The 25,399-nt window shown below is 41.5% G+C and carries 22 protein-coding genes; 13 read left to right on the top strand and 9 right to left on the bottom strand.

Annotation, left to right across the window (positions count from 1 at the left end; genetic code table 11):
• Positions 1–238 precede the first annotated feature (238 nt).
• The 8 genes from cyoE to O7C57_RS16610 form a co-directional block, all read right to left on the bottom strand.
• Positions 239–1,126, bottom strand: coding sequence for a heme o synthase (gene cyoE, locus O7C57_RS16645; protein ID WP_070926781.1), 888 nt, complete (start codon positions 1,124–1,126; stop codon positions 239–241).
• Positions 1,127–1,138: 12 nt separating this feature from the next.
• Entirely contained in the window at positions 1,139–1,471 is a 333-nt protein-coding gene (locus O7C57_RS16640) for a cytochrome o ubiquinol oxidase subunit IV (RefSeq protein WP_154622795.1), read from the bottom strand.
• The gene (locus O7C57_RS16635; RefSeq protein ID WP_154622794.1) at positions 1,472–2,086 is read right to left on the bottom strand and encodes a cytochrome o ubiquinol oxidase subunit III; all 615 of its coding nucleotides are present in this window, start codon (positions 2,084–2,086) and stop codon (positions 1,472–1,474) included.
• Positions 2,076–4,067 carry a cytochrome o ubiquinol oxidase subunit I gene (cyoB, locus tag O7C57_RS16630; protein WP_154622793.1) on the bottom strand — a complete coding sequence of 664 codons (1,992 nt, stop codon included), beginning with the start codon at positions 4,065–4,067 and terminating at the stop codon, positions 2,076–2,078. Before cyoB ends, O7C57_RS16635 begins: the two co-directional genes overlap by 11 nt.
• A 4-nt stretch (positions 4,068–4,071) precedes the next feature.
• Entirely contained in the window at positions 4,072–5,019 is a 948-nt protein-coding gene (cyoA, locus tag O7C57_RS16625; protein ID WP_154622792.1) for a cytochrome o ubiquinol oxidase subunit II, read from the bottom strand.
• Positions 5,020–5,447: 428 nt separating this feature from the next.
• Positions 5,448–6,221: an outer membrane protein OmpK gene (locus tag O7C57_RS16620; RefSeq protein WP_154622791.1), complete on the bottom strand. Its 774-nt coding sequence runs from the start codon at positions 6,219–6,221 to the stop codon at positions 5,448–5,450.
• Between the two features lie 250 nt (positions 6,222–6,471).
• On the bottom strand, positions 6,472–7,974 hold the full coding sequence (locus O7C57_RS16615) for an AmpG family muropeptide MFS transporter (protein WP_247046979.1): 1,503 nt from the start codon (positions 7,972–7,974) through the stop codon (positions 6,472–6,474).
• A gap of 140 nt (positions 7,975–8,114) precedes the next feature.
• Complete coding sequence (locus O7C57_RS16610) at positions 8,115–8,693, bottom strand: YajG family lipoprotein (RefSeq protein ID WP_154622410.1); 579 nt, start codon at positions 8,691–8,693, stop codon at positions 8,115–8,117.
• 242 nt (positions 8,694–8,935) lie between these two features.
• On the opposite strand from O7C57_RS16610, the gene bolA reads away from it, so the two are divergent.
• From bolA to O7C57_RS16565, 9 genes are all read left to right on the top strand, one after another.
• A complete protein-coding gene (gene bolA / locus O7C57_RS16605) occupies positions 8,936–9,274 on the top strand; it encodes a transcriptional regulator BolA (RefSeq protein WP_154622409.1) in 339 nt (112 codons plus the stop codon).
• A 354-nt stretch (positions 9,275–9,628) separates the two neighbouring features.
• Positions 9,629–10,933, top strand: coding sequence for a trigger factor (gene tig, locus O7C57_RS16600; RefSeq protein ID WP_154622408.1), 1,305 nt, complete (start codon positions 9,629–9,631; stop codon positions 10,931–10,933).
• 555 nt (positions 10,934–11,488) lie between these two features.
• Positions 11,489–12,109, top strand: a complete 621-nt coding sequence (clpP, locus tag O7C57_RS16595) for an ATP-dependent Clp endopeptidase proteolytic subunit ClpP (RefSeq protein ID WP_154622407.1) — start codon at positions 11,489–11,491, stop codon at positions 12,107–12,109.
• A gap of 111 nt (positions 12,110–12,220) precedes the next feature.
• Positions 12,221–13,498: an ATP-dependent protease ATP-binding subunit ClpX gene (gene clpX / locus O7C57_RS16590; protein ID WP_154622406.1), complete on the top strand. Its 1,278-nt coding sequence runs from the start codon at positions 12,221–12,223 to the stop codon at positions 13,496–13,498.
• A 207-nt stretch (positions 13,499–13,705) separates the two neighbouring features.
• Complete coding sequence (gene lon, locus O7C57_RS16585) at positions 13,706–16,150, top strand: endopeptidase La (protein WP_154622405.1); 2,445 nt, start codon at positions 13,706–13,708, stop codon at positions 16,148–16,150.
• Between the two features lie 212 nt (positions 16,151–16,362).
• On the top strand, positions 16,363–16,638 hold the full coding sequence (gene hupB, locus O7C57_RS16580; protein ID WP_196713809.1) for a nucleoid-associated protein HU-beta: 276 nt from the start codon (positions 16,363–16,365) through the stop codon (positions 16,636–16,638).
• 174 nt (positions 16,639–16,812) lie between these two features.
• Positions 16,813–18,681, top strand: coding sequence for a peptidylprolyl isomerase (ppiD, locus tag O7C57_RS16575; RefSeq protein WP_154622403.1), 1,869 nt, complete (start codon positions 16,813–16,815; stop codon positions 18,679–18,681).
• Positions 18,682–18,828: 147 nt separating this feature from the next.
• The gene (locus tag O7C57_RS16570; protein ID WP_154622402.1) at positions 18,829–19,191 is read left to right on the top strand and encodes a ComEA family DNA-binding protein; all 363 of its coding nucleotides are present in this window, start codon (positions 18,829–18,831) and stop codon (positions 19,189–19,191) included.
• Between the two features lie 205 nt (positions 19,192–19,396).
• Positions 19,397–19,828 (top strand): acyl-CoA thioesterase, encoded by a 432-nt coding sequence (locus tag O7C57_RS16565; protein ID WP_154622401.1) that lies wholly within the window; start codon positions 19,397–19,399, stop codon positions 19,826–19,828.
• 56 nt (positions 19,829–19,884) lie between these two features.
• Here O7C57_RS16565 and queC read toward each other — a convergent pair whose 3' ends face one another.
• A complete protein-coding gene (gene queC, locus O7C57_RS16560) occupies positions 19,885–20,583 on the bottom strand; it encodes a 7-cyano-7-deazaguanine synthase QueC (protein WP_269723359.1) in 699 nt (232 codons plus the stop codon).
• Between the two features lie 206 nt (positions 20,584–20,789).
• Between queC and O7C57_RS16555 the strand changes: the two genes are divergently transcribed.
• From O7C57_RS16555 to O7C57_RS16540, 4 genes are all read left to right on the top strand, one after another.
• Positions 20,790–21,251 carry an Lrp/AsnC family transcriptional regulator gene (locus tag O7C57_RS16555; protein ID WP_163860717.1) on the top strand — a complete coding sequence of 154 codons (462 nt, stop codon included), beginning with the start codon at positions 20,790–20,792 and terminating at the stop codon, positions 21,249–21,251.
• 88 nt (positions 21,252–21,339) lie between these two features.
• Positions 21,340–23,085: a SmdA family multidrug ABC transporter permease/ATP-binding protein gene (locus O7C57_RS16550; RefSeq protein WP_269723358.1), complete on the top strand. Its 1,746-nt coding sequence runs from the start codon at positions 21,340–21,342 to the stop codon at positions 23,083–23,085.
• The gene (locus O7C57_RS16545) at positions 23,082–24,866 is read left to right on the top strand and encodes a SmdB family multidrug efflux ABC transporter permease/ATP-binding protein (RefSeq protein WP_154622398.1); all 1,785 of its coding nucleotides are present in this window, start codon (positions 23,082–23,084) and stop codon (positions 24,864–24,866) included. Before O7C57_RS16550 ends, O7C57_RS16545 begins: the two co-directional genes overlap by 4 nt.
• 191 nt (positions 24,867–25,057) lie before the next feature.
• Positions 25,058–25,396, top strand: a complete 339-nt coding sequence (locus tag O7C57_RS16540) for a P-II family nitrogen regulator (protein WP_154622397.1) — start codon at positions 25,058–25,060, stop codon at positions 25,394–25,396.
• The last annotated feature ends 3 nt before the right edge of the window (positions 25,397–25,399 follow it).

Below are 25,399 nucleotides of genomic sequence, written 5' to 3'. Positions count from 1 at the left end.
GTATTTATCTAGGAATTAGTCACATTTTGCCTTATTACAACAAATTAGAATATTGTTAGTTATTATTTTGAGCATAGAAAGGCATTATCTCGCTATGCTAGGCATGAATAAGCGGGTATTAAAACATAAAAGTTATTCGATAGGGTAGGTCGATTCGTCAAATAAAAACGTTCGAAAACATGGTGACTAAATGAAACGGCAGGACTAGCCTGCCGTTAGAGTAACTGCGTGTTAGAATTTATCTAACTAAAGCTATAACAGTATCGGTTGAAACTGTTGGATCAACTGACATCATGACACTCAACGATGTGATAGCCACAATGGAGAAGATAAACAGTTTGCGAGCCCAAACACGGTCATCATTTTCGGTTTTAAATCCGGAGATTGCCATGCCAAGCCACCAAAGACTAACAGCCGCACCAACAACTAAATATTTATAACCAGCGTATCCGCTGATAGCTAACATCAGTGTGGCGACCATAAATGCCAAGATATATAAGAAGATATGGGTTTTAGCCACAGAGATCCCCTTAATAACAGGCAAAACAGGAATATTGGCTGCTTTATAGTCTTTAAAACGGAAAATCGCGATAGCATACGAATGTGGCATCTGCCACAAACTGAAGATCAATAACAGAATCAATGCACCGGTATCGAACTCATTTGTGACGGCACAGTAACCAATAACAGGAGGTGCTGCACCAGATAAACTGCCAATTAGCGTGCCATAGACTGATTTACGTTTCATATATAGGCTATAGATACCTACATAGACGATGAAACCAATCACCGCAAGGAGCATTGCCAGAGCATTCGCTGCTACAAGAAGTAGCAGCATGCCAGCAATACCTAATGCAGCGGCGTAAATCAGGCTAATCTTCGGGTCAATCAGCCCTTTAACTAAAGGGCGATTCTTCGTTCTTTCCATGATACGGTCGATATCACGGTCGATATAGTTGTTAAAAACACAACCAGAAGCCACGACCAGTGATACACCCAGCAAAGTCGCAATAAACAGCGGATAATCAATCGTGCCTTTTGAGGCAAGTAGAAAACCGCCGATCACAGAAATTAGATTTCCGAAAATAATTCCTGGCTTGGTCACTTGCAGGTATTGCTTAAACATATCGGCAACTCTTTAGTCGAGCATCATATTGATGTTCAGGTTGTACATAATCCACAGAGAGCCAACAACAACGATACCGATGATTAGCATAGTGAACAGAAATGCAATCAGGTTCCAGCGCTCATCTGATGATGTATTCATGTGCAGGAAACAGACTAAGTGTACAAGGATCTGCACAACTGCCATACCGACAACAGTCCAAAGGATAGCGGCTTGTGATGCAGTACCTTCCATCACCATCCAGAATGGGATCACTGTCAGGATGACGGATAGAATAAAGCCAATCAGGTATGTTTTAACGCTACCGTGGCTTGCTCCAGTGTGAGCATCTTTTGCATGACTCATTTAAATAGCCCCCAGAAGATAAACAACGGTAAATACACAAATCCAAACAACGTCTAAGAAGTGCCAGAATAAGCTAAGGCAGTTCAAACGCGTTTTGTTCACGTCAGTTAGGCCACGACGAGTGACTTGAATCATCATAACGATAATCCAGATCAAACCTGCTGTTACGTGCAGACCATGTGTTGCAACTAAAGCAAAGAAACCTGATAGGAAACCGCTACGGTCAGGACCCAGTCCTTCAGCGATCAGTTCATGGAACTCGTACACTTCCATGATAACGAACCCAAGGCCTAGCAGGAAGGTTGCGAATAGCCATAAGTTGACTGCTGGGATTTTCCCTTTATGCATCGCAATCATTGCGAAGCCATAGGTAATACTACTGAATAAAAGTAAGAATGTTTCACCCAGAACGAACTTCAGGCTGAAAATATCTTTACCTTCAGGACCACCAGCGGTGCCATCGGCTAGAACAACATAAGTTGCAAACAAGCAAGCAAATAGAATCAGGTCGCTCATTATGTAGAGCCAGAAACCAAATACCTTTGTCCCACCTGCATCATGGTGCCCATGCTCTGCATGGGCTAAGTTTTGATTAGTCATTGTATTAGTTGACATCGTTCACACCTGCCTTACGTAAGTCTTCAAAGTGCTTATTCTCGATTTCTTCGATTTCAGCCACAGGTACGTAATAATCAACATCTTCGTCGAAGCTTTTTGCAATCCAAGTAACAATCATGCCAGCGAAACCAACGATTGCGAGCCACCAGATGTGCCAGATCATCGCGAAACCTAAAACCAAGCTAAATGCCGCGATAATCACGCCAGCGCCGGTATTTTTCGGCATATGAATTTCTTCATATGAAGCAGGTTTCTTATGAGCGATGCCTTTTTCTTTCATATCCCACCAAGCATCACGCGTTTGAACGTTAGGTTCAATAGCGAAGTTGTAGAATGGTGGTGGAGAAGAAGTTGCCCACTCCAGAGTACGTCCGCCCCATGGGTCTCCGGTTAAGTCACGGTTAGCATGACGATCACGGATACTCACGATGATTTGGATAACTTGGCATGCAATACCAATTGCGATTAGACCTGCACCGCAAGCCGCTGCAACCAGCATACCGTGGTACGTTGGGTCAATGTTTTGGCTTAAACGACGAGTCATACCCATAAAGCCAAGGATATACAACGGCATAAATGCTAAGAAGAAACCAACAATCCAGAACCAGAAGGCACGAACGCCCCATTTCTCATTCAGCGTGAAGCCGTAAGCTTTCGGGAACCAGTAAGTCATACCAGCGAAACATCCGAATACCACACCACCAATGATAACGTTATGGAAGTGAGCAATCAGGAATAAGCTGTTGTGTAGAACGAAGTTTGCACCAGGTACAGCAAGTAGAACCCCAGTCATACCACCAACAGAGAAGGTGATAATGAAGCCGACAGTCCATAGCATCGGTGATTTGAACTCAATACGACCTTGGTACATGGTAAACAGCCAGTTGAAGATCTTAACCCCAGTTGGGATTGCGATAATCATCGTAGCGATACCGAAGAAGGCGTTGACGTTTGCCCCCGAGCCCATCGTAAAGAAGTGGTGCAACCATACAATGAACGACATAACGGTAATAACGATAGTTGCCCATACCAGAGAGGTATAGCCAAACAAACGTTTTTTCGAGAAGGTTGCTGCAATTTCTGAGAATACACCAAATACAGGTAGAACAAGGATATACACCTCAGGGTGACCCCAAGCCCAAATCAGGTTGATGTACATCATCATGTTGCCGCCCATATCGTTAGTGAAGAAATGGGTACCTAGATAACGGTCTAAAGTCAGTAGTGTGATGGTGACTGTTAAGATAGGGAATGCTGCAACGATCAGTACGTTAGTACAGAGTGCTGCCCAGCTGAATACTGGCATTTTCATCATCGACATACCCGGTGCACGCATACGGATAATTGTCGCGATAAAGTTAACCCCTGTTAATAGTGTACCAATACCGGATATTTGGAGACTCCATATCCAATAATCGACCCCGACACCAGGGTTGTACTCCAAGCCAGATAAAGGCGGATAAGCTAACCAACCTGTCTGTGCGAATTCACCCACCCCTAAAGAGATGTTAATCAGCACAACACCGACAACGAAGAACCAGAAACTCAGTGAGTTCAGGAATGGGAACGCAACATCACGTGCACCAATTTGCAGAGGAACAACAAGGTTCATCAGACCGACAACAAATGGTGTTGCCATGAAGAAAATCATGATAACGCCGTGTGCGGTAAAAATTTGGTCATAGTGATGAGGATTCAAGAACCCTTCTTGACCAGCAGAAGCAAGTACCTGCTGACCACGCATCATGATGGCATCCGCGAAACCACGGAACAACATGACCATTGCAACAATGATGTACATGACACCAATTTTTTTGTGGTCAACAGAGGTTAACCACTCTTTCCACAACCACTTCCATTTACCGAAGTAGGTGATCGCACCTAGAAGCGCAAGGCCGCCGAGAATGATACAAATCAATGTCACGACGACAATTGGCTCATGGAGCGGAATAGCATCTAGTGTTAATTTTCCGAACATGCCCTTATTCCTCAGCGCCTGTATGAGCATTATGGCTCATATGCATAGATTGACCTGCGGCTTCATCTTTCTTGTCCGCAGGAGCGTGACCTTTATGGTGCTCATGACCAAACTTGAGAATGATGTCTTCATACAGATTTGGTTTCACGCTAGAGAAGTAGGTAACAGGAACATTCATGCTAGGCTTAGCGACTTCGTCGAAAGCTTGCATTGTATCCATAGTTTTAGGTGAAGCTTTTACCTTTTGTACCCACTCATCAAAACCTTGACGATCAGGTGTTGCAATAGCATTAAACTTCATGTCAGAGAATCCATGACCACTATAGCTTGCTGAGAAGCCTTTGTAGGTACCAGGTTCGTTGGCAATTAAGTGAAGTTTAGTTTGCATACCTGCCATCGCATAGATTTGGCCACCTAAAGATGGAATGAAGAACGAGTTCATCACCGAATCAGATGTGATTTTGAAGTTGATTGGCACACCGGTAGGGAATGCTATTTCGTTAACTGTTGCAATACCTTGCTCTGGATAGATGAAAATCCATTTCCAGTCAGCGGAAATAACTTCAATTGTGACAGGTTCCTGATCACTGACTAATGGCTGATATGGATCAAGCTCATGAGTCGTTTTCCAAGTGATTGTACCTAGAATAATGATAATGATGATAGGAACAGTCCAGCAGACTAACTCAATTTTATTTGAGTGAGCCCAGTTAGGACGGTAAGTTGCTGATTTATTGGATTCACGATATTTTCTAGCAAAAATAAACGCCATGAAAATAACGGGAATGACAACAACCAGCATTAAGCCGATTGCAATAAGAATCAGCTCTTTTTGTTTAACGCCAACGGCGCCTTTAGGGTCCATCAACACCATATCGCAACCACCTAATAATAAGGTAGCGACAACAAGTGAGAGTGCCCCAATGCTTTTTTTGTAGTTCATAAGTCTCATCCACGACCCCAAATGACAAAGATTCTAATTGTCGTTTCATCAGTGGGGGCATTCTACGGTAAGGTTATGTGAGTGTAAACAATTGTAAGGTAAAGAAACGGGATTGTTAGCTCTTTATGTTAATATGATCACATGTGAAGAACTTATGATTAAATAGTTAAAAGTCATGCAGATTATAGGTATATTTTGCTAAAACAGGACTAATACTAAAATATCTTTGTCTTTTTTCAAAGAAAAATATATACAAAAATGAGCAAAAATTAAAACAACTGATCTGATTGTTAAATAAAATGGTAGGTGAAAATACGGCTTTTAACGCCGATAAGAGGCTTGAGGCCATCTTATCGGCTAAAACAACTAAGAAAAATTGTTATTTTCTTGAAAAGAAAAGAGAGTTTTTAAATTTTTTTACAGTTAAATATAAACACTTAGAATGTATATTTTAATGTATAAATGATTGCGTCTTGATAAAAATCATCGCCTAGCTTATTGTCAGCATAGCGGTATTGCACACCCGCAGCTAAGTGTGGTGTTGCATTCCACCAAAAGGCGAGAGCACCATTGACGCCGTCACGCCCACCGTTGCCGTAGCGCTTATGACGAGCAAATTCCATTTCATGCCAGTTAGTGATCATGAAATCTTCTTCAAACATCTTGAAGCCATAACCTGCAACCCAACCAACCACATAGCCGTTATTGCCTGAGTAGAAAGTTTGGTCAACATAATGTAATGCAACGAATGGTTTGAACCACAGATCACCGAATGAAGTGTTGTAGCCTAAGCCATATAATGTGTTGACTTCATGGAAATTGCCGCCATATTTAGCACCTGGCATTGACCAAGTACCGTAAACATGACCATAAACGTTAAAGCCACTATCGCCTAGATAGAAACGACCTGTCGTTTTGATGGTGTAACGTTGGTTACGGCCAGGCTCAGTACGACGTTTGTGGAATGGATTTTCGACATCAAAAAATCCATACAATTCACCCCAATTAAAGTTAGCTCCGCCTTCTAACTCAATGTAGGCAAAATCTTTTTTGCGAGTGGTGTTTTCTGATTTAGTTTCGGTGCGGTGAGACCAGTCTAAATAATTGACATTGATGTCCGCGAAACCATTCTGATAGCCAAGAAAGTCGTCAGCATTTGCCGCCCCAGCTAAAGACGCAAGTGCAGCGACGCAGAGAAGTTGTTTTTTCATGATATATTATTTTCGTTTGAGTATTAACGATATTTATTTGTTATTCAGCCATAAGGCTGATTAGCCCTTAACGTGTGAGATATTAGGCTTTTAATTTGTAATTAAAAAATATATTTCATTAAATAGGTGATATGCATCACGCTATGAAGGTGGGGATATCAAAATTTGCTAGTCAGATCTAATTTAAAAGGTCAAGAAAAAACCCGAAATGAATTAATTTCACTTCGGGATGATTGATTGAGTTAATAATTTATTTCTTAACTATCTTGCGTACTGCAAAGAAGTCGAGACAGCCACCAATGATTAAACTGAGTGCGCCAATACTTGCGCCTGTATTGAAAATGAAATTCTTATATTCAGGTAAGGCAAGCCAAAGGGATATTTGATTGGTGAATAAGTAAATTTTGACTGTAGCAAACGAGGTAACTAATAGTGTTAATAGCCATAGCGCTAATATAGCAATTGCGGTTAAGAGGATATAAACGGCAATTTTATAAGCTTGTGGATACAGCTCCCTGCGTTGGAATAACCCAGTGGTTTGCGTATAGCTCAACGAGGTTTTACAGGCAAGTAAGAGCAGAATACTGGGCACCGAAACAACAATAGAAATCAGATAGAAGGTTGGCCAGCCGTAAGAAAGAACAACAATACTGGCAACAGGGCCTATATACACTCGAGCAATAGCCGAAAGTGCAGAGAGTAAAGCGAATTGTGTTGCAGATAATGACTTATTACATAGAGTCATGAGTAATGCCACGAACGCCGCGGTTCCCATTCCTGAAAAAATATTTTCGATAACAATGATTGAACCCATACTGATAATGTTTGGTGGTGTGACCGCAAGGAACCAATAGCCGATATTTGAGGCGCCTTGCAAAATACCAAACACCAATAAGGCGTTAAATAGGCTCATGTTCTTCATTAGGTAACCGCCAAACAATGCCCCGAAGATGGTTGCTGCCATACCGACAGTTTTATTGACCGCAGCAACTTCACTTAAGGTAAAGCCAAGGCCACTCAATAAGAAGTTAGTACTAAGCGCCATCACAAATGCATCACCCATCTTATAGAATACTAATAATAAGAGGACTAGCCAGGCATTGTTGCGGCTAAAAAACTCGGCAAGCGGTTTATAAATCGCATCTTTCAGTGAGGTTGGCGGGGTGCCACTATCTTCTGGTTCTTTGGCGAGCAGAGTCGCAAAAACACCAATGAGCATCAGCCCTGCCATCACCATATAAAGTTGTTGCCATGTGAGGAATTTATCTGCCATCCATAATGCTAGCCCACCAGACACCAGCATACTGATGCGATAACCCATCACTGAGACTGCGGCACCAAAGCCTCGTTCTTCCGCGCTGAGCAGGTCCGTCTTATAGGCATCAAAGACAATATCTTGTGAGGCAGAACAAAAAGCGACCATAACAGCCAGCGCTGCTAGCCACCATAGATGGTCTGATGGATTCATAAAACCCATTGCACCGATACTGAAAATAAGCAGGATTTGTGTGGTCAGTAACCATCCTCTACGCCGGCCAAGAAAGGGCGGGGTATACCGATCCATCATTGGAGACCAAAGAAACTTTAATACATAAGCTTGACCAACTAGTGAAAAAAAACCAATCGTTTTAATATCGATATTTTCAACCGTTAACCAAGCTTGTAGCGTGCCAGCAGTCAGTGCTAACGGAAGGCCGGATACAAAACCTAATAGGATTAAAATGACTGAATTGGGTAAAAAAGCACGGGACATAATCTTCCTATGATTGGTTATGAGCTAAATAAAAGGCTTTCCGTTATTGAATAATGGTGAAGGCGCTATTCACCGTTTCATTAAGCGCCTATTCTATAGAGATAGGCACTTAATGTATGACAAAACATCGTCTCGAATCATTATCGAGCGTTTTGTTTGATAAATTGGGTCAATTCTTGATCATTAGCCATATCGTTGATCAGATCAGTGAGTGCAAGATTGATCGCTTTTTCAATTTTATCGTTGCTAGCACCCAGTAATTCTTGGTTATTGTAATTACGTGTGAATGTCCGTGATTTGGTGGAACCATTCGGTGCTGTTGCGGTAACCGTTACGCTAGAATTCACGGTAATATTATGGCGTAAACTGCCTTCACTGACTTGGGCGTTTAATTGGTTCAGTTGAACGACCAAGTTGACATTGGCAGGAGATGACACCATGAAGCCGCGAGCAGCCATTTGTTTTTCAACCGCTTCTTGCATTAAATAGCGTGGATCACGGGAAGGGGACAGCACCACCAAACTTCCATTACGGTTGATTTCTGTCAGTGCTTTTGAAGGCCGACTATCTACGCTGCTAACACTAATTGCGGTTGCATTCAGCGTCGGATTTCGTGCTGGCAAAGTAATCTTGGGTTCGAGTGATAAAGTATTACTGCTTGTTGCACAACCAGCTAGAAGAAATAGTGCAAAAAGAGGAAAACAAAGTTTTCTTAACATAATTTTTTCCAGTTCATCTTTCCTAATTGGGGTTGTTCCGTTATGGTGCAACCTAACGAACCCTTATACATTTAACTAGGGTTATAGTTTCACCCTGACGGGTTTTCTGAAAGGTTAGACAACCATTTCGAGAAAAATTCGTCAAAGTGGTAGTTATCATATCATTGTAGCGCGATTGTCCTCTATCACTACAAAAAAAGATAACAAAACGTCAATGGTGGTTGAACAAAGGAGTGATTTTTATGGGGATTGATGCACCGCTAAATATGCAATCACATATTCAGCAAAAGCTGCATGCAGCCTTTGAACCCGCTTATCTTGAAGTGATCAATGAAAGCGATCAACATAATGTTCCTGCGGGCTCAGAAAGCCACTTTAAAGTGGTTTTGGTCAGTGAAAAATTTGAAAACAAACGTATGGTTGGCCGTCATCGTGAAATTTATGCTATTTTGGCAGATGAATTAGCGGGAAGTATCCATGCTTTAGCGCTACATACTTATACCCCTTCAGAGTGGCATAATTTAGCGGATACGGCACTGAATTCTCCCGCCTGTCGTGGTGGCGGTAAAATAAACAGCTGATTGATTCACTGTTTGACTGTTATTATGATGAGACGATTTATGTCATTTTATGAATGTTGGCATTAATATCGATGTATGTTTTTTCCCCAATTTGCTTGGGGAGTGCTTTTTTTAGTCGGAAAAGTCACAAATAAAGAGGAATAATCGCTTCTTTTATCAGCTTTTCTCGACTCGGGGCATCTGCATCGGTATAATGTCGCGTCTAATTTTCAGTAAGGTTTCGGGACGCTTCTGATATCAGGGATGACCGTTGTGTAAGCAACGCCCCCGGTTCTGGAAGGGAGAAGGTCATTATGATTTAATGGCTTAACTCTGGAGTAGACCGATCACTAAGATTTTTTTTGAGGTAAGAAGATGCAAGTTTCTGTTGAAACGACTCAAGGCCTTGGGCGTCGTGTAACAATCACCGTTCCTGCTGCCGATATTGAAAAAGCAGTAAACAGCGAGCTGGTTAACGTCGCGAAGAAAGTACGTGTTGATGGCTTCCGTAAAGGAAAAGTGCCAATGAACATCGTTAAACAGCGTTACGGCGCGTCTGTTATGCAAGACGTTCTGGGCGATGTGATGCAACGTAACTTCATCAACGCAATCATTGAACAAAAAATCAATCCAGCCGGTGCACCTAGCTACAAGCCTGAAATGCTGGAAGATGGTAAAGATTTTGTTTACTCAGTTGAATTCGAAGTCTATCCAGAAATCGAACTAAAAGGTCTGGAAACTATCGAAGTAGAAAAACCAGTTGTGACTGTTAAAGATGAAGATCTTGAAAACATGCTGGAAACGCTACGTAAACAACAAGCTCAGTGGAAAGAAACATCTGAAGCCGCAGCGGCTGATTCGCGTATCACAATTAACTTCACGGGTTCAATCGATGGTGAAGAATTTGAAGGCGGCAAAGCAGAAGATTTCGCACTAGTTATGGGCGAAGGTCGTATGATCCCTGGTTTTGAAGATGGCATCGTTGGCCACAAAGCGGGTGAAGAATTCGATATCGAAGTTAATTTCCCAGAAGATTACCACGCTGAAAACCTGAAAGGTAAAGCAGCGAAGTTTGCTATCGTTCTGAAGAAAGTTGAACAGCGTGAACTGCCAGAATTCACTGAAGAATTCATCAAGCGTTTCGGTATTGCTGACGGCACTTTAGACGGTCTGCGCGCGGAAGTGCGTAAAAACATGGAACGCGAACTGAAAAATGCGGTACGTAACCGTATTAAAGCTCAAGTTCTGGATGGTTTGGTTAATGCGAATGACATCGAAGTTCCCGCTGCGGTGGTTGATGGTGAGATCGATGTTCTGCGTCGTCAAGCTGCACAACGTTTCGGTGGTAACGAGAAACAAGCGATGGAACTGCCTCGTGAGCTGTTCGAAGAACAAGCGAAACGTCGCGTTGTTATCGGCCTACTGTTAGGTGAAGTGATCAATTCGAACGAACTGAAAGCTGATGAAGATCGCGTTAAAGTTCTGATTGAAGAAATGGCTTCAGCTTATGAAGATCCAACTGAAGTTATCGAATACTACAGCAAAAACAATGAGCTGATGAATAGCGTTCGTAACTTAGCTCTTGAAGAACAAGCGGTTGAGAAAATTCTGGAAGTGGCTAAAGTGACTGAAAAAGAAACTAACTTCAATGAACTGATGAACCAAGTTCAAGCTGGTTAATTTCGTTTTATCCGCGTTATAAATAAAAAACCCGTGGCGTATGCTGCGGGTTTTTTGTCAATGATATCGGCGTCATCTCTCAGATTAGGTTGATAGCGTGGTACGCTTATGTTCAAGGTATACCGTGATTTTTGTTCCTCGAGCACCTGAGTATCTACCTTAATATCGAGCTAATTTTTAGAGGACAAGCGAAGATAGTCTTGAAAATAACATTTTCGCCCTAATTTTATTATAAATGTTGCTGTATATTCTAATTATATCGGCTGTTAGGCTGGGTGAATCTTACAGAACAAATCCGTGAATCCTTACAGACTTGTGTTAAACTATTTTACAGTGAGTCTTGTTTTCTACAGCATAATTCATCTCATTAATGCACACTTCTTTGAGGGTCTTTAGGCTAAACACAAAGAAATAATCAAATGAGATAGCAGTGAAAATATGTGAGATAGATAATTTTTAAAGGCAAACTGTTTGTTTGCTGCTTAGAATGCGTAAAAGTCGAACAAACAGCAAATTTAGGCGCAAGCACCAGAAAGTTTTTAATAGGAGATTTCGATGTCATATTTTGGCGGTCAGGAAAATCTAGCATCCCAAATGGCACTCGTGCCAATGGTCATTGAGCAGACCTCTCGGGGTGAACGTTCATACGATATTTATTCACGTCTGTTAAAAGAACGTATTATCTTCCTGACAGGTCAGGTGGAAGATCATATGGCGAACTTAATTGTCGCACAGATGCTATTTTTGGAAGCAGAAAACCCAGAAAAAGATATCCAGCTTTACATCAACTCCCCAGGTGGCGTGATTACAGCAGGTATGTCCATCTATGACACAATGCAATTTATTAAACCTGATGTTAGTACGATCTGTATGGGACAAGCTTGTTCTATGGGATCATTCTTGCTAGCTGCGGGGACTAAAGGTAAACGCTTCTGCCTACCAAATTCTCGCGTGATGATCCACCAACCACTCGGTGGTTATCAAGGACAAGCGACCGATATCGAAATTCACGCTCAGGAAATTCTGAAAGTGAAAGCGCGCATGAATGAGTTAATGGCATTGCACACTGGTAAGCCTGTCGAAGAAATCAATCGTGACACAGAGCGCGATCGTTTCTTGTCTGCAAATGAAGCTAAAGAGTATGGTTTGGTTGACCATATTTATACTAGCCGTTAATTAACTAAGGTTTATACATACTTAATTAATATCAAAGAAATTTATTCCTCCGTTTTATCGCGCAAGATAGTGAATAAACGGGGGAAAATTGACGATAAGTGAGGTCAACTGATGACAGATAAGCGCAAAGAGGGGTCAGGTAAACTGTTGTACTGCTCTTTCTGCGGAAAAAGTCAGCATGAAGTCCGCAAGCTGATTGCCGGTCCGTCAGTCTATATTTGTGATGAATGTGTCGATTTATGCCTCGATATCATCCGTGAAGAGATCAAAGAACTGGCTCCTCATCGTGAGCGTAGTGCATTACCTACCCCACATGAGATCAGAGAGCATCTTGATGATTATGTGATAGGTCAAGAACAGGCGAAAAAAGTATTGGCTGTCGCCGTCTATAATCACTACAAGCGATTACGGAATGGTGATACAACCAGCGAAGGTGTTGAGCTTGGTAAAAGTAACATTTTGCTGATTGGCCCAACAGGCAGCGGTAAAACATTGCTGGCTGAAACCCTTGCTCGTTACTTGGATGTGCCTTTCACGATGGCAGATGCCACCACCTTAACCGAAGCGGGTTATGTTGGTGAAGATGTTGAAAACATCATCCAAAAATTACTGCAAAAATGTGACTACGATGTAGAAAAAGCGCAACGTGGTATTGTTTATATCGATGAAATTGACAAAATTTCACGTAAATCTGATAACCCTTCAATTACCCGTGATGTTTCAGGTGAAGGGGTACAACAAGCGTTGTTGAAATTGATTGAAGGGACAATTGCAGCCGTTCCACCTCAAGGTGGTCGTAAGCATCCTCAGCAAGAGTTCTTACAGGTTGATACCTCTAAGATCTTATTTATCTGTGGAGGTGCTTTTGCGGGGCTCGATAAAGTGATCGGTCAGCGTTTAAATACGCGTTCAGGTATTGGTTTTGCTGCTGAGGTTAAAGGCGAATCCGAGAAAATTACTGAAGGTGAATTGTTAGCACAAACAGAGCCTGAAGATCTGATCAAATTTGGTTTGATCCCTGAGTTTATCGGTCGTTTGCCAGTGGTGGCAACTTTAACGGAATTGAGTGAAGAGGCGCTTATTCAGATCCTTCAAGAACCCAAAAATGCGCTAACTAAACAGTACCAAGCGCTATTTAGCCTTGAAGGGACAGAATTAGAGTTCCGTGAAGAAGCGTTAAAAGCGATTGCTAAAAAAGCAATGGCTCGTAAAACGGGGGCTCGTGGTTTACGTTCTATTGTTGAAGCGGCATTGCTAAATACAATGTATGACCTGCCTTCTATGGATAATGTAGAAAAAGTCGTTGTTGATGAAAATGTCATTAATGAACAATCAGAACCATTACTGATCTACAGCAAACCTGATGCTCAAGCCTCCGGTGATAATTAACGCCTAGGATTTAGCAACGACAAGTTATGAGTGAAATGAGGGTTCCTCCCTCATTTCATTTTTATCTTCAAGTACCCATTGAATGCTAAAATCTTATCCCCATATAGTTTATATTCTGAGTGTGGTTTCTTTGCTTTTTAAATACACTTTTTTAAGCAATAGTTGGAAACCCTTAAACTAGCGCAAGCTAAACGAAGAGAGAGCTTTATGAATCCTGAGCGTTCCGAACGCATTGAAATACCTGTATTGCCTCTGCGTGATGTAGTGGTGTACCCACATATGGTGATCCCACTGTTTGTTGGACGTGAAAAATCCATTCACAGTCTGGAAGCAGCGATGGATCATGACAAGCAAGTAATGCTGGTAGCCCAAAAAGAGGCCTCAACTGATGAGCCTGGGGTTAATGATTTATTTTCTGTTGGTACCGTAGCTTCAGTTATTCAAATGCTGAAATTGCCCGATGGGACAGTTAAAGTATTAGTTGAAGGCTTAAGAAGAGCGCGTATAAGCAGCTTAACTGACAATGGCGAGTATTTCTTAGCACAAGCAGAATATTTGCAGCCTGAAGCTGTGAAACAAGCTGAAGATGCAGATGATTTTTACAATGAAGATAGCGCTCAAGCTAAAGTCGCAGAACTTCTTGATGAAAAAGAGCAAGAGGTTCTTTATCGCACTATTGTCAATCAGTTCGAAAGCTATATTAAACTGAATAAAAAAATTCCACCTGAAGTTTTGACATCGCTGCATTCGATTGAACAAGATCAACTCGATAAATTAGCGGATACCATAGCGTCTCATATGCCACTTAAATTGGCCGATAAACAACGTGTGTTAGAGATGGCGAATGTTGCTGAGCGTGTTGAATTCCTGATGGCCATGATGGAGTCTGAAACTGAGCTGTTGCAAGTTGAGAAACGCATCCGTAACCGTGTCAAAAAGCAGATGGAAAAAAGCCAACGCGAATATTATTTGAATGAGCAAATGAAAGCGATTCAAAAAGAGCTTGGTGAAATGGATGATGCGCCCGATGAATACGAAGCGCTGAAACGCAAAATTGAAGAAGCAAAAATGCCAAAAGAGGCTCATGAGAAAGCTGAAGCAGAATTGCAAAAGCTAAAAATGATGTCTCCAATGTCAGCAGAAGCCACAGTAGTGCGTAGCTACATTGATTGGATGGTTCAGGTACCATGGCATGCTCGTAGCAAAGTGAAAAAAGACCTTGTTAAGGCGCAAGAAGTACTAGATACAGACCATTATGGCCTAGAGCGTGTTAAGGAACGTATCCTAGAGTATCTGGCGGTACAAAGCCGTGTCAGTAAGATTAAAGGCCCAATCCTATGTTTGGTTGGACCACCAGGGGTAGGTAAAACCTCACTTGGTCAATCTATCGCAAAAGCAACAGGCCGTCAGTACACTCGCATGGCATTAGGTGGCGTACGTGATGAAGCGGAAATTCGTGGTCACCGCCGTACCTATATCGGTTCTATGCCGGGTAAACTGATCCAGAAAATGGCAAAAGTTGGAGTGAAAAACCCGCTGTTCCTGTTAGATGAGATTGATAAAATGTCTTCTGACATGCGAGGTGATCCTGCTTCTGCATTACTCGAGGTGTTAGATCCTGAGCAAAACGTCGCATTTAACGATCATTATTTGGAAGTTGATTACGATCTTTCTGATGTGATGTTTGTGGCTACGTCTAACTCGATGAATATTCCTGCGCCGTTGCTCGATCGTATGGAAGTTATTCGTCTGTCTGGCTATACAGAAGATGAGAAACTAAATATCGCTAAGCAGCATTTGCTGCCGAAGCAAATCCAACGCAACGCATTGAAAAAGAATGAGCTAACGATTGATGATAGTGCACTCATTGGCATTATCCGTTACTACACTCGTGAAGCAGGTGTCCGTGGTTTAGAGCGTGAAATTTCGAAACTGTGTCGTAAAGCGGTTAAGTCCTTATTAATGGATAAGAAGCTGAAACATATCGAAATTAATGCTGATAACCTGAAGGATTTCTTAGGTGTTCGTAAGTTTGATTATGGTCAAGCCGATACGGAAAACCGTGTAGGTCAAGTCACCGGATTGGCGTGGACCGAGGTCGGCGGTGACTTGTTAACGATTGAGACAGCTTGTGTACCTGGTAAAGGTAAGCTCACTTATACTGGTTCATTAGGTGAAGTGATGCAAGAATCTATTCAAGCTGCGTTGACTGTTGTTCGAGCTCGAGCAGAAAAACTGGGCATCAATAGCGATTTCTATGAGAAACGCGATATTCATGTTCACGTACCTGAAGGTGCGACACCGAAAGATGGCCCAAGTGCAGGTATTGCTATGTCAACGGCCTTAGTTTCCTGCTTAACAGGTAATCCTGTTAAAGCGGATGTCGCAATGACAGGTGAAATTACGCTAAGAGGTCTTGTATTACCAATTGGTGGACTGAAAGAAAAATTACTTGCAGCACATCGTGGTGGTATTAAAACGGTATTAATTCCATTTGAGAACAAACGTGATTTGGAAGAAATTCCAGAAAATGTGATTGCTGATTTGGAAATTCACCCTGTTAAAACTATTGAGGAAGTCCTCTCTTTGGCATTAGCGAACCCGCCATTTGGTGTGGAAATCGTAAAAAATAAGTCAAAAAGAGTGAGCTGAATCAAGAAGTTTGCATAAAAGTATGGCTGATAACCTATTTAGGGGTTGTCAGCCTTTTTTTTCGTCGCTAATTTAACGATGATTCTGATAATTATTTGGATGTAATCTGTTCTCTTGCCATTGGCATTCAGGATTGATATAACGGCTGCATCATTAATTAGCTTAATAGCCTAATTAAGATCATAGTCAAAACTAATATGGGGATGATAAGAGTGAATAAGTCTCAACTGATTGATCAAATCGCTTCTGAAGCGAATATTTCTAAAGCTGCAGCTGGCCGTGTTGTTGATGCGTTTGTTGCATCAGTCACTAGTTCACTGAGCAAAGGTGATGATGTTGCTTTAGTTGGCTTTGGTACATTCACCGTTCGTGAACGTGCCGCTCGCACAGGACGTAACCCACAAACAGGTAAAGAGATTAAGATCGCTGCGGCGAAAGTACCTGCTTTCCGTCCGGGTAAAGGTTTAAAAGACGCAGTTAATAGCTAATTCAGTTTTATTTTGGGATTGTTTTATTTTTTTTCAAAACACTCACTGACTGAAAATTATTAATCAGCTAATATAGAGGCGCATCATGGAAATGGTGCGCTTTTTTTTCAATCTGAGTTAAGATTAGCGTATTATTAGGAAATTGAATTTAACAAAGCGGAGTTAAGCCTTTTTATGATGGACAATCTACGCACGAAGGTGAACAGTCCTTTTATCAAACTGATACTGGCTATCATTATCCTGTCATTCGTGCTGACAGGGGTTGCTGGTTACATGATTGGCGGTACAAGTAATGATGCTGCTGAAGTAAATGGGCAGCCAATTAGCAGGGAGCAACTACAACAGGCTTTCGCACAAGAGCGTCAATCTTTACAAGAATATTTGGGAGATAAGTTTTCTGAAGTTGCGGGTAATGAAGAAAGCATGAAATTATTACGCCGACAAGCTTTGGATAACTTGATTAATAACGAATTAATCAATCAGTACGCTAATGAGTTAAATCTGTCAGCGAGTGATGCTCAGATAGAAAGAGCCATTTTTGCTATGTCGATTTTCCAAACGAATGGAAAATTTGATAGTGAAAAATACCGTAATATTTTAAGCCAGTACAATGTCAATGCGGATAATTTCGCGGCGCAAATTCGTACTGATTTAGTGCGTGCTCAATTGGCTAAGGCATTTACTGGTAGTGACTTTGCTTTACCTTCAGAAGTGAAAAATTACGCTGAATTATTTTTGCAAGAACGTGAAATTCGTACAGCGACCCTGTCATTAGCTGATATTGAAGCTAAACAGACTGCGACTGAAGATGAATTAAAAGATTACTACAATGCGAATCAGAACAGTTTTATCTCTCCTGAAAAAGTTCAGGTCAGCTATGTTGAGATTGATGCCGCTTCTCTACCTGAACTGACCGTTTCTGATGCAGAAATAAAAACTTATTATGATCAAAATCTGAAAAATTATACTCAGGCTCAGCAAAACCACTACAGTATGATTCAGGTTGCTTCAGAGAAAGAAGCGAATGAAATCCTTGATCAGCTAAAAGCGGGGGCGCAATTCGACGTGTTAGCCTCTGAGAAATCAACGGATAAGTTTAGTGCCGGCAATAAAGGTGTGATCGGGTGGATGGAAGAAGCCTCAACACCCGCTGAGATTGCGAATGCGAAATTAACTGAGAAAGGGCAACTTTCTGCGCCGATCAAGTCTGGCTCAAACTTTGTTATCTTCCGTTTAGATGATATTAAGCCTGAAAGCACGAAACCTTTCGATGAAGTCAAAGATTCGATTAAGACGACGTTAACGCAAGATAAAAATGTTAAACAGTTTTATGACTTGCAACAAAAAGTCAGTGAAGCAGCGACGAATGACAATGAGTCTTTAGCGTCAGTAGAAGAGGTATCAGGCTTAAAAGTGGTAACCACCGACTGGTTTGATAAAAATAATCCACCGGCCGCTTTAAACTTCCCTAAAGTCATTAACGAAATATTTAGTGAGCGTTTAGTGGATAAAAATGGTTCAACGGGGATTAACTCGGATGTGATTAATGTTGAAGGTGACCGTGCGTTTGTCGTCCGTGTTACCCAATATAAGCCGGAACAAACTGAATCATTCGAAACCGTTAAATCTCAAATCGAAGCATTAGTTAAACGTAAAAAAGCAGATGCTGAGCTAAAAGCAGAAGGCGATAAATTAGTCGCTGCACTGAAAGAAGGTAAAGGCGAGGCTGCATTGAGCGCTGCTAATGTTAAGTTTACTGCTCCTGAAACCGTTTCTCGTATGATGCCTCAAACACCAATTATTGGTGCAGCAATGGCGATGGCGAAACCAAGTGAAGGTAAGGTGACTTATACGACGGCTCGAGATGCACAAGATAACTTAGTCATTATTCAGCTTGATAAAGTGATCCCAGGTAAAGCGTCTGATGAAGAGCTAGCCCAACTGACCAAAGAGTACCAAGGTATGATGGGCAGTGCGGTAAATGAAGCGTTGATGCTTAACTTGCGTGAGAAAGCCAAAGTTGAAGTATTGAACCTCGAGTAATTTGAGACGCTGTTCGCAATTACAATTGTAATTGAATCTATCTTAAGGCCACCTTTGGGTGGCCTTTCTTATTTCTGTTAAGCGAAAACAGCGTTTGTCTTTTGATTTTGGCATTGTGCTATCTCAATTTAAAACAGGAGAAAGCCAATGACATGGATGAAATCTATAAAGCAGTCACTAGGGAGTATCGTCGTCATTTCCTCGATGTTGATGTGTTCACACGCCGTATTAGCTAAAAAAATCGAGCCTGATAAGACGATGACAAACAAACATTTTCAAGAAGAAAAAACATTACTAGCGGGTGTCGATAACATCGCCCAAGTTAATATTAATCAGGCTAGTGCAGAAGAATTAGCAAAAAAGCTTCATGGTATTGGTATACAAAAGGCAAAGGCAATTGTTGAGTATAGAAATACATATGGGGCATTTAATACTATTGAAAATATTTTAGAGGTGCGTGGAATAGGGCCTGCATTTTTAGAAAAAAACCGAAGTAAATTGACCTTATAACAAGTGGGGTGCTCACATTAATATGTGAGCACTTCATACCGTGAAATGGGTGATATGAATCATGTTTATGAACAGGCTCTTTTTGTATTACTCATATTTTGTTAAATAAATAATTTGATGCGTATCGCATAAAATAGATTATTTCAGCAAGAGTCATAATTATTTGTTATGTTTTTGTAAACAGAGACAACTGGTCGGAGTAGTTATGGCAACGCAAATTAAAGTTAGAGGTTACCACATTGATGTTTTCCAGCATGTTAATAATGCACGCTATCTTGAGTTCTATGAGTCAGATCGTTGGGCTTGGATGGAGCAACATGATTTCATTGGATGGGCCCTGAAGAAAAAGCTGACAATGGCTGCGGTTAATATCAATGTGAACTATTTTCATGGTGCAGTCATTGGTGATGAATTAGTCGTGACTACACGTATTGAGAAAATTGGCGCTAGAAGTGCGGTATGTTATCAGCAAATAATTCGTGAACGACAAGGAAAGAAAGAGGTTGTTTCTGATGCAATGGTGACTTTTGTATTTATTGATTTATCGTTAAATAAAGCCATTAGTATTGATGGTGAGTTACTCGAAAAACTTGAATTGTTGTCACAAGCTAACGCTGAAGCGTTTGTTGACGCTTAACGCATTCAAGGGGGCCGGAAAGAGTTCTCTTTTCTAGCCCCCTTATATTCAGGTAACTAGATGAGTTTAGTCATTTTTTTGAGTGAAGATAACACAGTTTTTTTATCGCTCAAGTAGTCGTTTAAGCCCTTACTGCGAAGATGGCATGCAGCGCACTCTCCACAGCCGTCTCCTTGTATGCCGTTATAGCAAGTCAGAGTTTCTTGTCGTATTGTGTCTAAATGACCATAAAAATCAGCTAAAGCCCAAGTTTGCGCTTTATTTAGCCACATCAACGGCGTTTCAACACGAATGTCTTTCGCCAGTCCTAGATTGACGGCATGATTAAGTGCGGTGACAAATTCATCTCGACAGTCAGGGTAGCCCGAGAAGTCCGTTTCACAAACCCCGGTGATAACGGCTTCCGCTTGCACTTGGTAGGCATAGATGGCAGCTAGCGTTAAAAAAAGAATATTTCGCCCCGGAACAAATGTACTGGGTAACCCGCTAGACTCACTTTCTTGATAGTCAGGCACTGGAATATTATCACGAGTTAGACTGCTCACTGCGAGTTCATTGAGGAGAGTGACATCAAGCACCTTGTGTGCAGTTGCTCCAAGTGAATGGCTGAGCTTTTGGGCCACTTCAATCTCAAAGCGATGACGTTGCCCATAATCAAAAGTGACACAATGGACTTCATCATAAGTTTTTAACGCTTGGATGAGGCAAGTCGTCGAGTCTTGACCACCACTGAAGACAACAACAGCGCGTTTCATAAATATTCCTCTTACTCCAACAAAAATGAATATACAGGTTGCTATAGCGCCATGTTAATGGTGCTAGCCTTTGATGGATAGCGGTATTTTTGTCTTTTAACACAGATTGATAAATTATTTATGCTGTTGTCAGTCTATTTAGGTAAAATAATTCTATTATATAGCCGTAACCGTGACATTTTTTTATAAATATTAAGAGAGCAAATATGTTAGATAAGATAGATAAAAAGTTACTTCGCTTGCTGCAAAATGACAGCAGTCTATCTTTGAATGCACTTGCAGAAGCGGTGAATTTAACATCAACACCTTGTTGGAAAAGGCTAAAACGCTTAGAAGATGAGGGATATATTCGGAGTAAAGTCACGTTACTCGACGGCGAAAAGTTAGGCTTGGGCCTAACCGTTATCGTGATGATTAAAACTCAGCATCACAACAGCGAGTGGTATGAGCAATTTGTTTCTTTTGTTAGTCAGCTTCCAGAGGTACTTATGTTTTATCGCATGGCTGGGGAGTATGACTATCTTATGCAAGTTGAAGTCAAAGATATGAAATCCTATGACTTATTTTATAAAAAGTTAGTTAATGGTGTTCATGGGCTTATTGATGTAACCTCTAGTTTTGCAATGGAAAAAATCAAGTATACTACGGTGTTACCTATCCCTGATTAATGGTATTACGCCTATTTTTCTTAAGCATTTGCACCATTAGGATGCCACACCATGGCAAATATTAAATCTTATTCAAGGCAGTAATTCAGTGCGATTATTTTCACAACTTGGCTGGTATTTTTTGAGTGAATGGCGACGCTATGTTGGTGCGGTTTGCTTTTTAATCATTATAGCTATCTTACAGCTTGTTCCACCGCGACTTGTGGGGATCGTTGTGGATGGGATTAGCAATCAAACCATGGCTACAACTCAGTTAGTGTCGTATGTGGCATTGATGTTATTCATTGCTGTTGTTGTATACGGTCTTCGTTATGTCTGGCGTATTTGGTTATTTGGTGCGTCTTATAAGCTAGCGGTGCAATTACGACAAAAATTTTACCGTCAATTAAGCCTACAAAATCAATCTTTCTATCAAAGATACCGAACAGGAGATTTGATTGCTCGAACCACTAATGATGTTGACCGAGTGGTATTTGCTGCGGGTGAAGGAGTGCTCACATTTGTTGACTCATTAGTTATGGGCTGTGCTGTATTGGTCATGATGAGCGTGGAAATTAGTTGGCAACTAACATTATTAGCATTGATTCCAATGCCTATTATGGCGTTAGTGATTAAACGTTATGGTGATCAATTACATCATCGATTTAAACATGCTCAAGGTGCATTCTCTTCATTAAATAATCATGCACAAGAGAGCTTAACCAGCATTCGCATGATAAAGGCTTTTGGCCTTGAGGATCATCAATCAAATCAGTTCGAACAAGTCGCGACTGAGGCGGGTCGACGCAATATGCATGTCGCTAGAGTTGATGCCCGTTTTGACCCGACGATTTTTATTGCTATCGGTATGGCAAACCTCTTGGCTATCGCTGGGGGGAGTTGGATGGTGCTGCATGACACGCTGACTCTCGGTGAACTCACTAGCTTTGTCATGTATTTGGGATTAATGATTTGGCCTATGCTAGCGTTGGCATGGATGTTTAACATCGTTGAACGTGGTAGCGCAGCCTATAGCCGTATCCGTGCTTTACTGGATGAACCTATAGACGTTGAAGATGGTCAGCAATCTCTTCTAGGCGAAAGAGGAGAATTACAGGCGCATATTAAGGCGTTTTGTTATCCAGAAACGGAACGGGTCGCGCTTCATGATATTCATTTCACACTCCCACCCGGTCAGTTTTTGGGAATTTGCGGACCAACAGGTTCAGGCAAATCAACACTACTTGCATTAATTCAGCGTCAATTCGATGTGACTGAAGGGGAAATCCACTACCAAGGTAAGCCGCTGCCTGAGATTCGCTTAAATGAATGGCGAAGTCGATTAGCTGTTGTGAATCAATCTCCTTTTTTATTTTCTGATACTGTGGCAGGGAATATCGCATTAGGTAGCCCACAAGCAACAATAGAGCAAATTGAGGAAGCGGCACGTATTGCTTGCGTGCATGATGATATCCTGAGGTTACCGGAAGGTTACCAAACACAGGTTGGTGAGCGAGGCGTTATGTTGTCTGGGGGACAAAAACAGCGGCTCTCGATTGCACGAGCTATTTTGCAAAATGCAGAAATTTTAATTTTAGATGATGCTCTCTCGGCTGTTGATGGGCAGACGGAACATGCTATTTTACAAAACTTGAGCCGTTGGCGTGAAGGCAAGACATTGATTATTACTGCACATCGCCTATCTGCATTAGTTGAGGCTGATAATATTTTAGTCTTGTCCCAAGGAAGTATTGTGTCTGAAGGTATTCATTCAACACTCACTGTTCAACCGGGTTGGTATAAAGATATGTATCATTATCAACAAATTGAAGCGGCTTTGGATGGTGATTTATGAGTCAGAAAAAACCACTATGGCCAGCCTTAAAACGTCTACTAAGCTATGGAAAAGCGCATCGTAGTACGATGACATTGGCTATTATCATGCTATGGGTTGCTGCGGCCGCCGAAGTGAGTGGACCTTTGTTGATTAGTTATTTCATTGACAACATGGTTGCCAAGAAACAAATCATTATGCCACTCACAATATATCTAGCGGTTGGCTTTGTGCTATTGCAGGTTATTGCAGCACTTCTTCATTATTATCAAACTATCTTATTCAATAAATCAGCGGTAGGTGTTGTACAGACTTTACGTACCGATGTTATGAATTCGGCGTTAAGACAACCGTTGAGTGCTTTTGATAAACAGCCTGTAGGACAAATTATTTCTCGCGTGACTAATGACACAGAGGTCATTAAAGATCTATTTGTGACCGTCGTACCCACTGTATTCCGTAGCTTAGCGCTAATTTGTGCCATGTTAGTTGCTATGTTTACTCTGGAATGGCGTATGGCTTTGGTCGCCATTATGATCTTTCCTGCGGTAGTGGTCGTGATGCTTATCTATCAAAAATTGAGTACACCCATTGTCCGTCGAGTGCGTTCTTATCTTGCCGATATTAATAATGGATTTAATGAAGTGATTAATGGCATGACGGTTATTCAGCAATTTCGCCAACAAGCTCGATTTGGTGAGAAAATGCTTGAAGCAAGCCAAGATCACTATCTCGCGAGAATGAAAGCATTAAAACTCGATGGGGTGTTATTGCGTCCCCTATTAAGTTTAATTTCCGCGTCAGTGCTTTGCGGATTGCTACTTTTATTCGGTTTTGATGGTACAGCAACCATTGGGGTGGGGGTGCTCTATGCCTTTATCAACTACCTTGGCCGCTTAAATGAGCCATTAATTGAGCTGACTTCCCAGCAATCGATGTTGCAGCAAGCTGTGGTCTCAGGGGAACGCGTATTTGAGTTAATGGATAGCCCGAAACAAGGTTATGGCGAGAATGTACAGCCATTACAGGGAGGGGCTATCGATATTCAAGATTTATCATTTGCTTACCGCGAAGATAAAAAAGTCTTAACAGATATTAATCTTCATGTGCCTGAGAATAGCTTTGTTGCGCTTGTTGGGCATACAGGAAGCGGTAAAAGTACCATCGCAAACCTAATTATGGGGTATTACCCTTGGCAACAAGGTGAAATCCTACTCGATGGTAGACCGTTACACTCTCTATCTCACCAAGTTTTACGTAATGGCATCGCAATGGTGCAACAAGATCCGGTCGTACTCGCGGCTTCCTTCTTTGATAATGTTGCGTTAGGGCGTGATGTAACACAAGAAAAAGTTTGGCAAGTATTAGAAACTGTACAGCTAGCTGAGCACGTTCGTTTACTTCCTGATGGCTTGGATTCATTATTGGGTGAACAAGGAAATACACTGTCAGTTGGGCAAAGACAGCTGTTAGCCATGGCGCGAGTATTAGTGGTAACACCGAAAATACTGATCCTTGATGAGGCAACAGCGAATATTGATTCAGGAACGGAGCAGTCGATCCAAAAAGCACTGCGTATTATTCGCCAGACAACTACGCTAGTTGTTATTGCCCATCGATTATCCACGATAGTCGATGCCGATCAAATTGTTGTGCTTCATCGTGGTGCAATTGTTGAAAAAGGAAAGCACACTCAATTACTGCAACAAAAAGGGCGCTATTACCAAATGTATCAACTTCAGCAGGTTGGTGAATCGCTCAATTTACATGATGATGTTGAGCCTGAAACAATATTGAACTGATTATTTTGCACACTTTTAATGCATAAGAAAAAAGCCACTCGAGAGAGTGGCTTTTTTTTTGCCATTACTGTTTGAATTATAAGCCTAATTAATTTTGGCATGTTATTTGCCTTAAGGTTTTTGCAATCAGTGATGTTGCTATCGCGCACCTTTAGCTGAATCGGCAGGGGATCATATTATCCGGAGGGAAAATGAAATATATCATCGCAATCATTAAGCCTTTTAAGTTGGATGAAGTAAGAGAAGCGCTTTCAGATATAGGTATACAAGGTCTGACTATTACTGAAGTCCGTGGTTTTGGTCGTCAAAAGGGGCATTCTGAGCTGTATCGTGGCGCAGAATATACGGTGGATTTCTTACCTAAGGTGCGACTCGAAGTCGCTGTTTCAGATGAATTTTCAGAACAGGTCATTGAATCGATAGAAAAAGCGGCGAATACAGGCCAGGTTGGCGATGGGAAGATATTTGTATTCGACCTTGAGCAAGCCATACGTATCCGCACGAGTGAGAAACAAGACGATGCACTATAGGAG

Source organism: Providencia sp. 21OH12SH02B-Prov (assembly GCF_027362595.1).
Lineage (GTDB): Bacteria > Pseudomonadota > Gammaproteobacteria > Enterobacterales > Enterobacteriaceae > Providencia > Providencia zhejiangensis.
Note: the sequence above shows the minus strand (reverse complement) of the source record. Positions and strands in the feature narration are given on the sequence as shown.

Coding starts and splice junctions, on each gene's coding strand:
- cyoE (WP_070926781.1), bottom strand. CDS start 1,126: ATGTTTAAGCAATACCTGCAAGTGACCAAGCCAGGAATTATTTTCGGA.
- O7C57_RS16640 (WP_154622795.1), bottom strand. CDS start 1,471: ATGAGTCATGCAAAAGATGCTCACACTGGAGCAAGCCACGGTAGCGTT.
- O7C57_RS16635 (WP_154622794.1), bottom strand. CDS start 2,086: ATGTCAACTAATACAATGACTAATCAAAACTTAGCCCATGCAGAGCAT.
- cyoB (WP_154622793.1), bottom strand. CDS start 4,067: ATGTTCGGAAAATTAACACTAGATGCTATTCCGCTCCATGAGCCAATT.
- cyoA (WP_154622792.1), bottom strand. CDS start 5,019: ATGAGACTTATGAACTACAAAAAAAGCATTGGGGCACTCTCACTTGTT.
- O7C57_RS16620 (WP_154622791.1), bottom strand. CDS start 6,221: ATGAAAAAACAACTTCTCTGCGTCGCTGCACTTGCGTCTTTAGCTGGG.
- O7C57_RS16615 (WP_247046979.1), bottom strand. CDS start 7,974: ATGTCCCGTGCTTTTTTACCCAATTCAGTCATTTTAATCCTATTAGGT.
- O7C57_RS16610 (WP_154622410.1), bottom strand. CDS start 8,693: ATGTTAAGAAAACTTTGTTTTCCTCTTTTTGCACTATTTCTTCTAGCT.
- bolA (WP_154622409.1), top strand. CDS start 8,936: ATGGGGATTGATGCACCGCTAAATATGCAATCACATATTCAGCAAAAG.
- tig (WP_154622408.1), top strand. CDS start 9,629: ATGCAAGTTTCTGTTGAAACGACTCAAGGCCTTGGGCGTCGTGTAACA.
- clpP (WP_154622407.1), top strand. CDS start 11,489: ATGTCATATTTTGGCGGTCAGGAAAATCTAGCATCCCAAATGGCACTC.
- clpX (WP_154622406.1), top strand. CDS start 12,221: ATGACAGATAAGCGCAAAGAGGGGTCAGGTAAACTGTTGTACTGCTCT.
- lon (WP_154622405.1), top strand. CDS start 13,706: ATGAATCCTGAGCGTTCCGAACGCATTGAAATACCTGTATTGCCTCTG.
- ppiD (WP_154622403.1), top strand. CDS start 16,813: ATGATGGACAATCTACGCACGAAGGTGAACAGTCCTTTTATCAAACTG.
- O7C57_RS16570 (WP_154622402.1), top strand. CDS start 18,829: ATGACATGGATGAAATCTATAAAGCAGTCACTAGGGAGTATCGTCGTC.
- O7C57_RS16565 (WP_154622401.1), top strand. CDS start 19,397: ATGGCAACGCAAATTAAAGTTAGAGGTTACCACATTGATGTTTTCCAG.
- queC (WP_269723359.1), bottom strand. CDS start 20,583: ATGAAACGCGCTGTTGTTGTCTTCAGTGGTGGTCAAGACTCGACGACT.
- O7C57_RS16555 (WP_163860717.1), top strand. CDS start 20,790: ATGTTAGATAAGATAGATAAAAAGTTACTTCGCTTGCTGCAAAATGAC.
- O7C57_RS16545 (WP_154622398.1), top strand. CDS start 23,082: ATGAGTCAGAAAAAACCACTATGGCCAGCCTTAAAACGTCTACTAAGC.
- O7C57_RS16540 (WP_154622397.1), top strand. CDS start 25,058: ATGAAATATATCATCGCAATCATTAAGCCTTTTAAGTTGGATGAAGTA.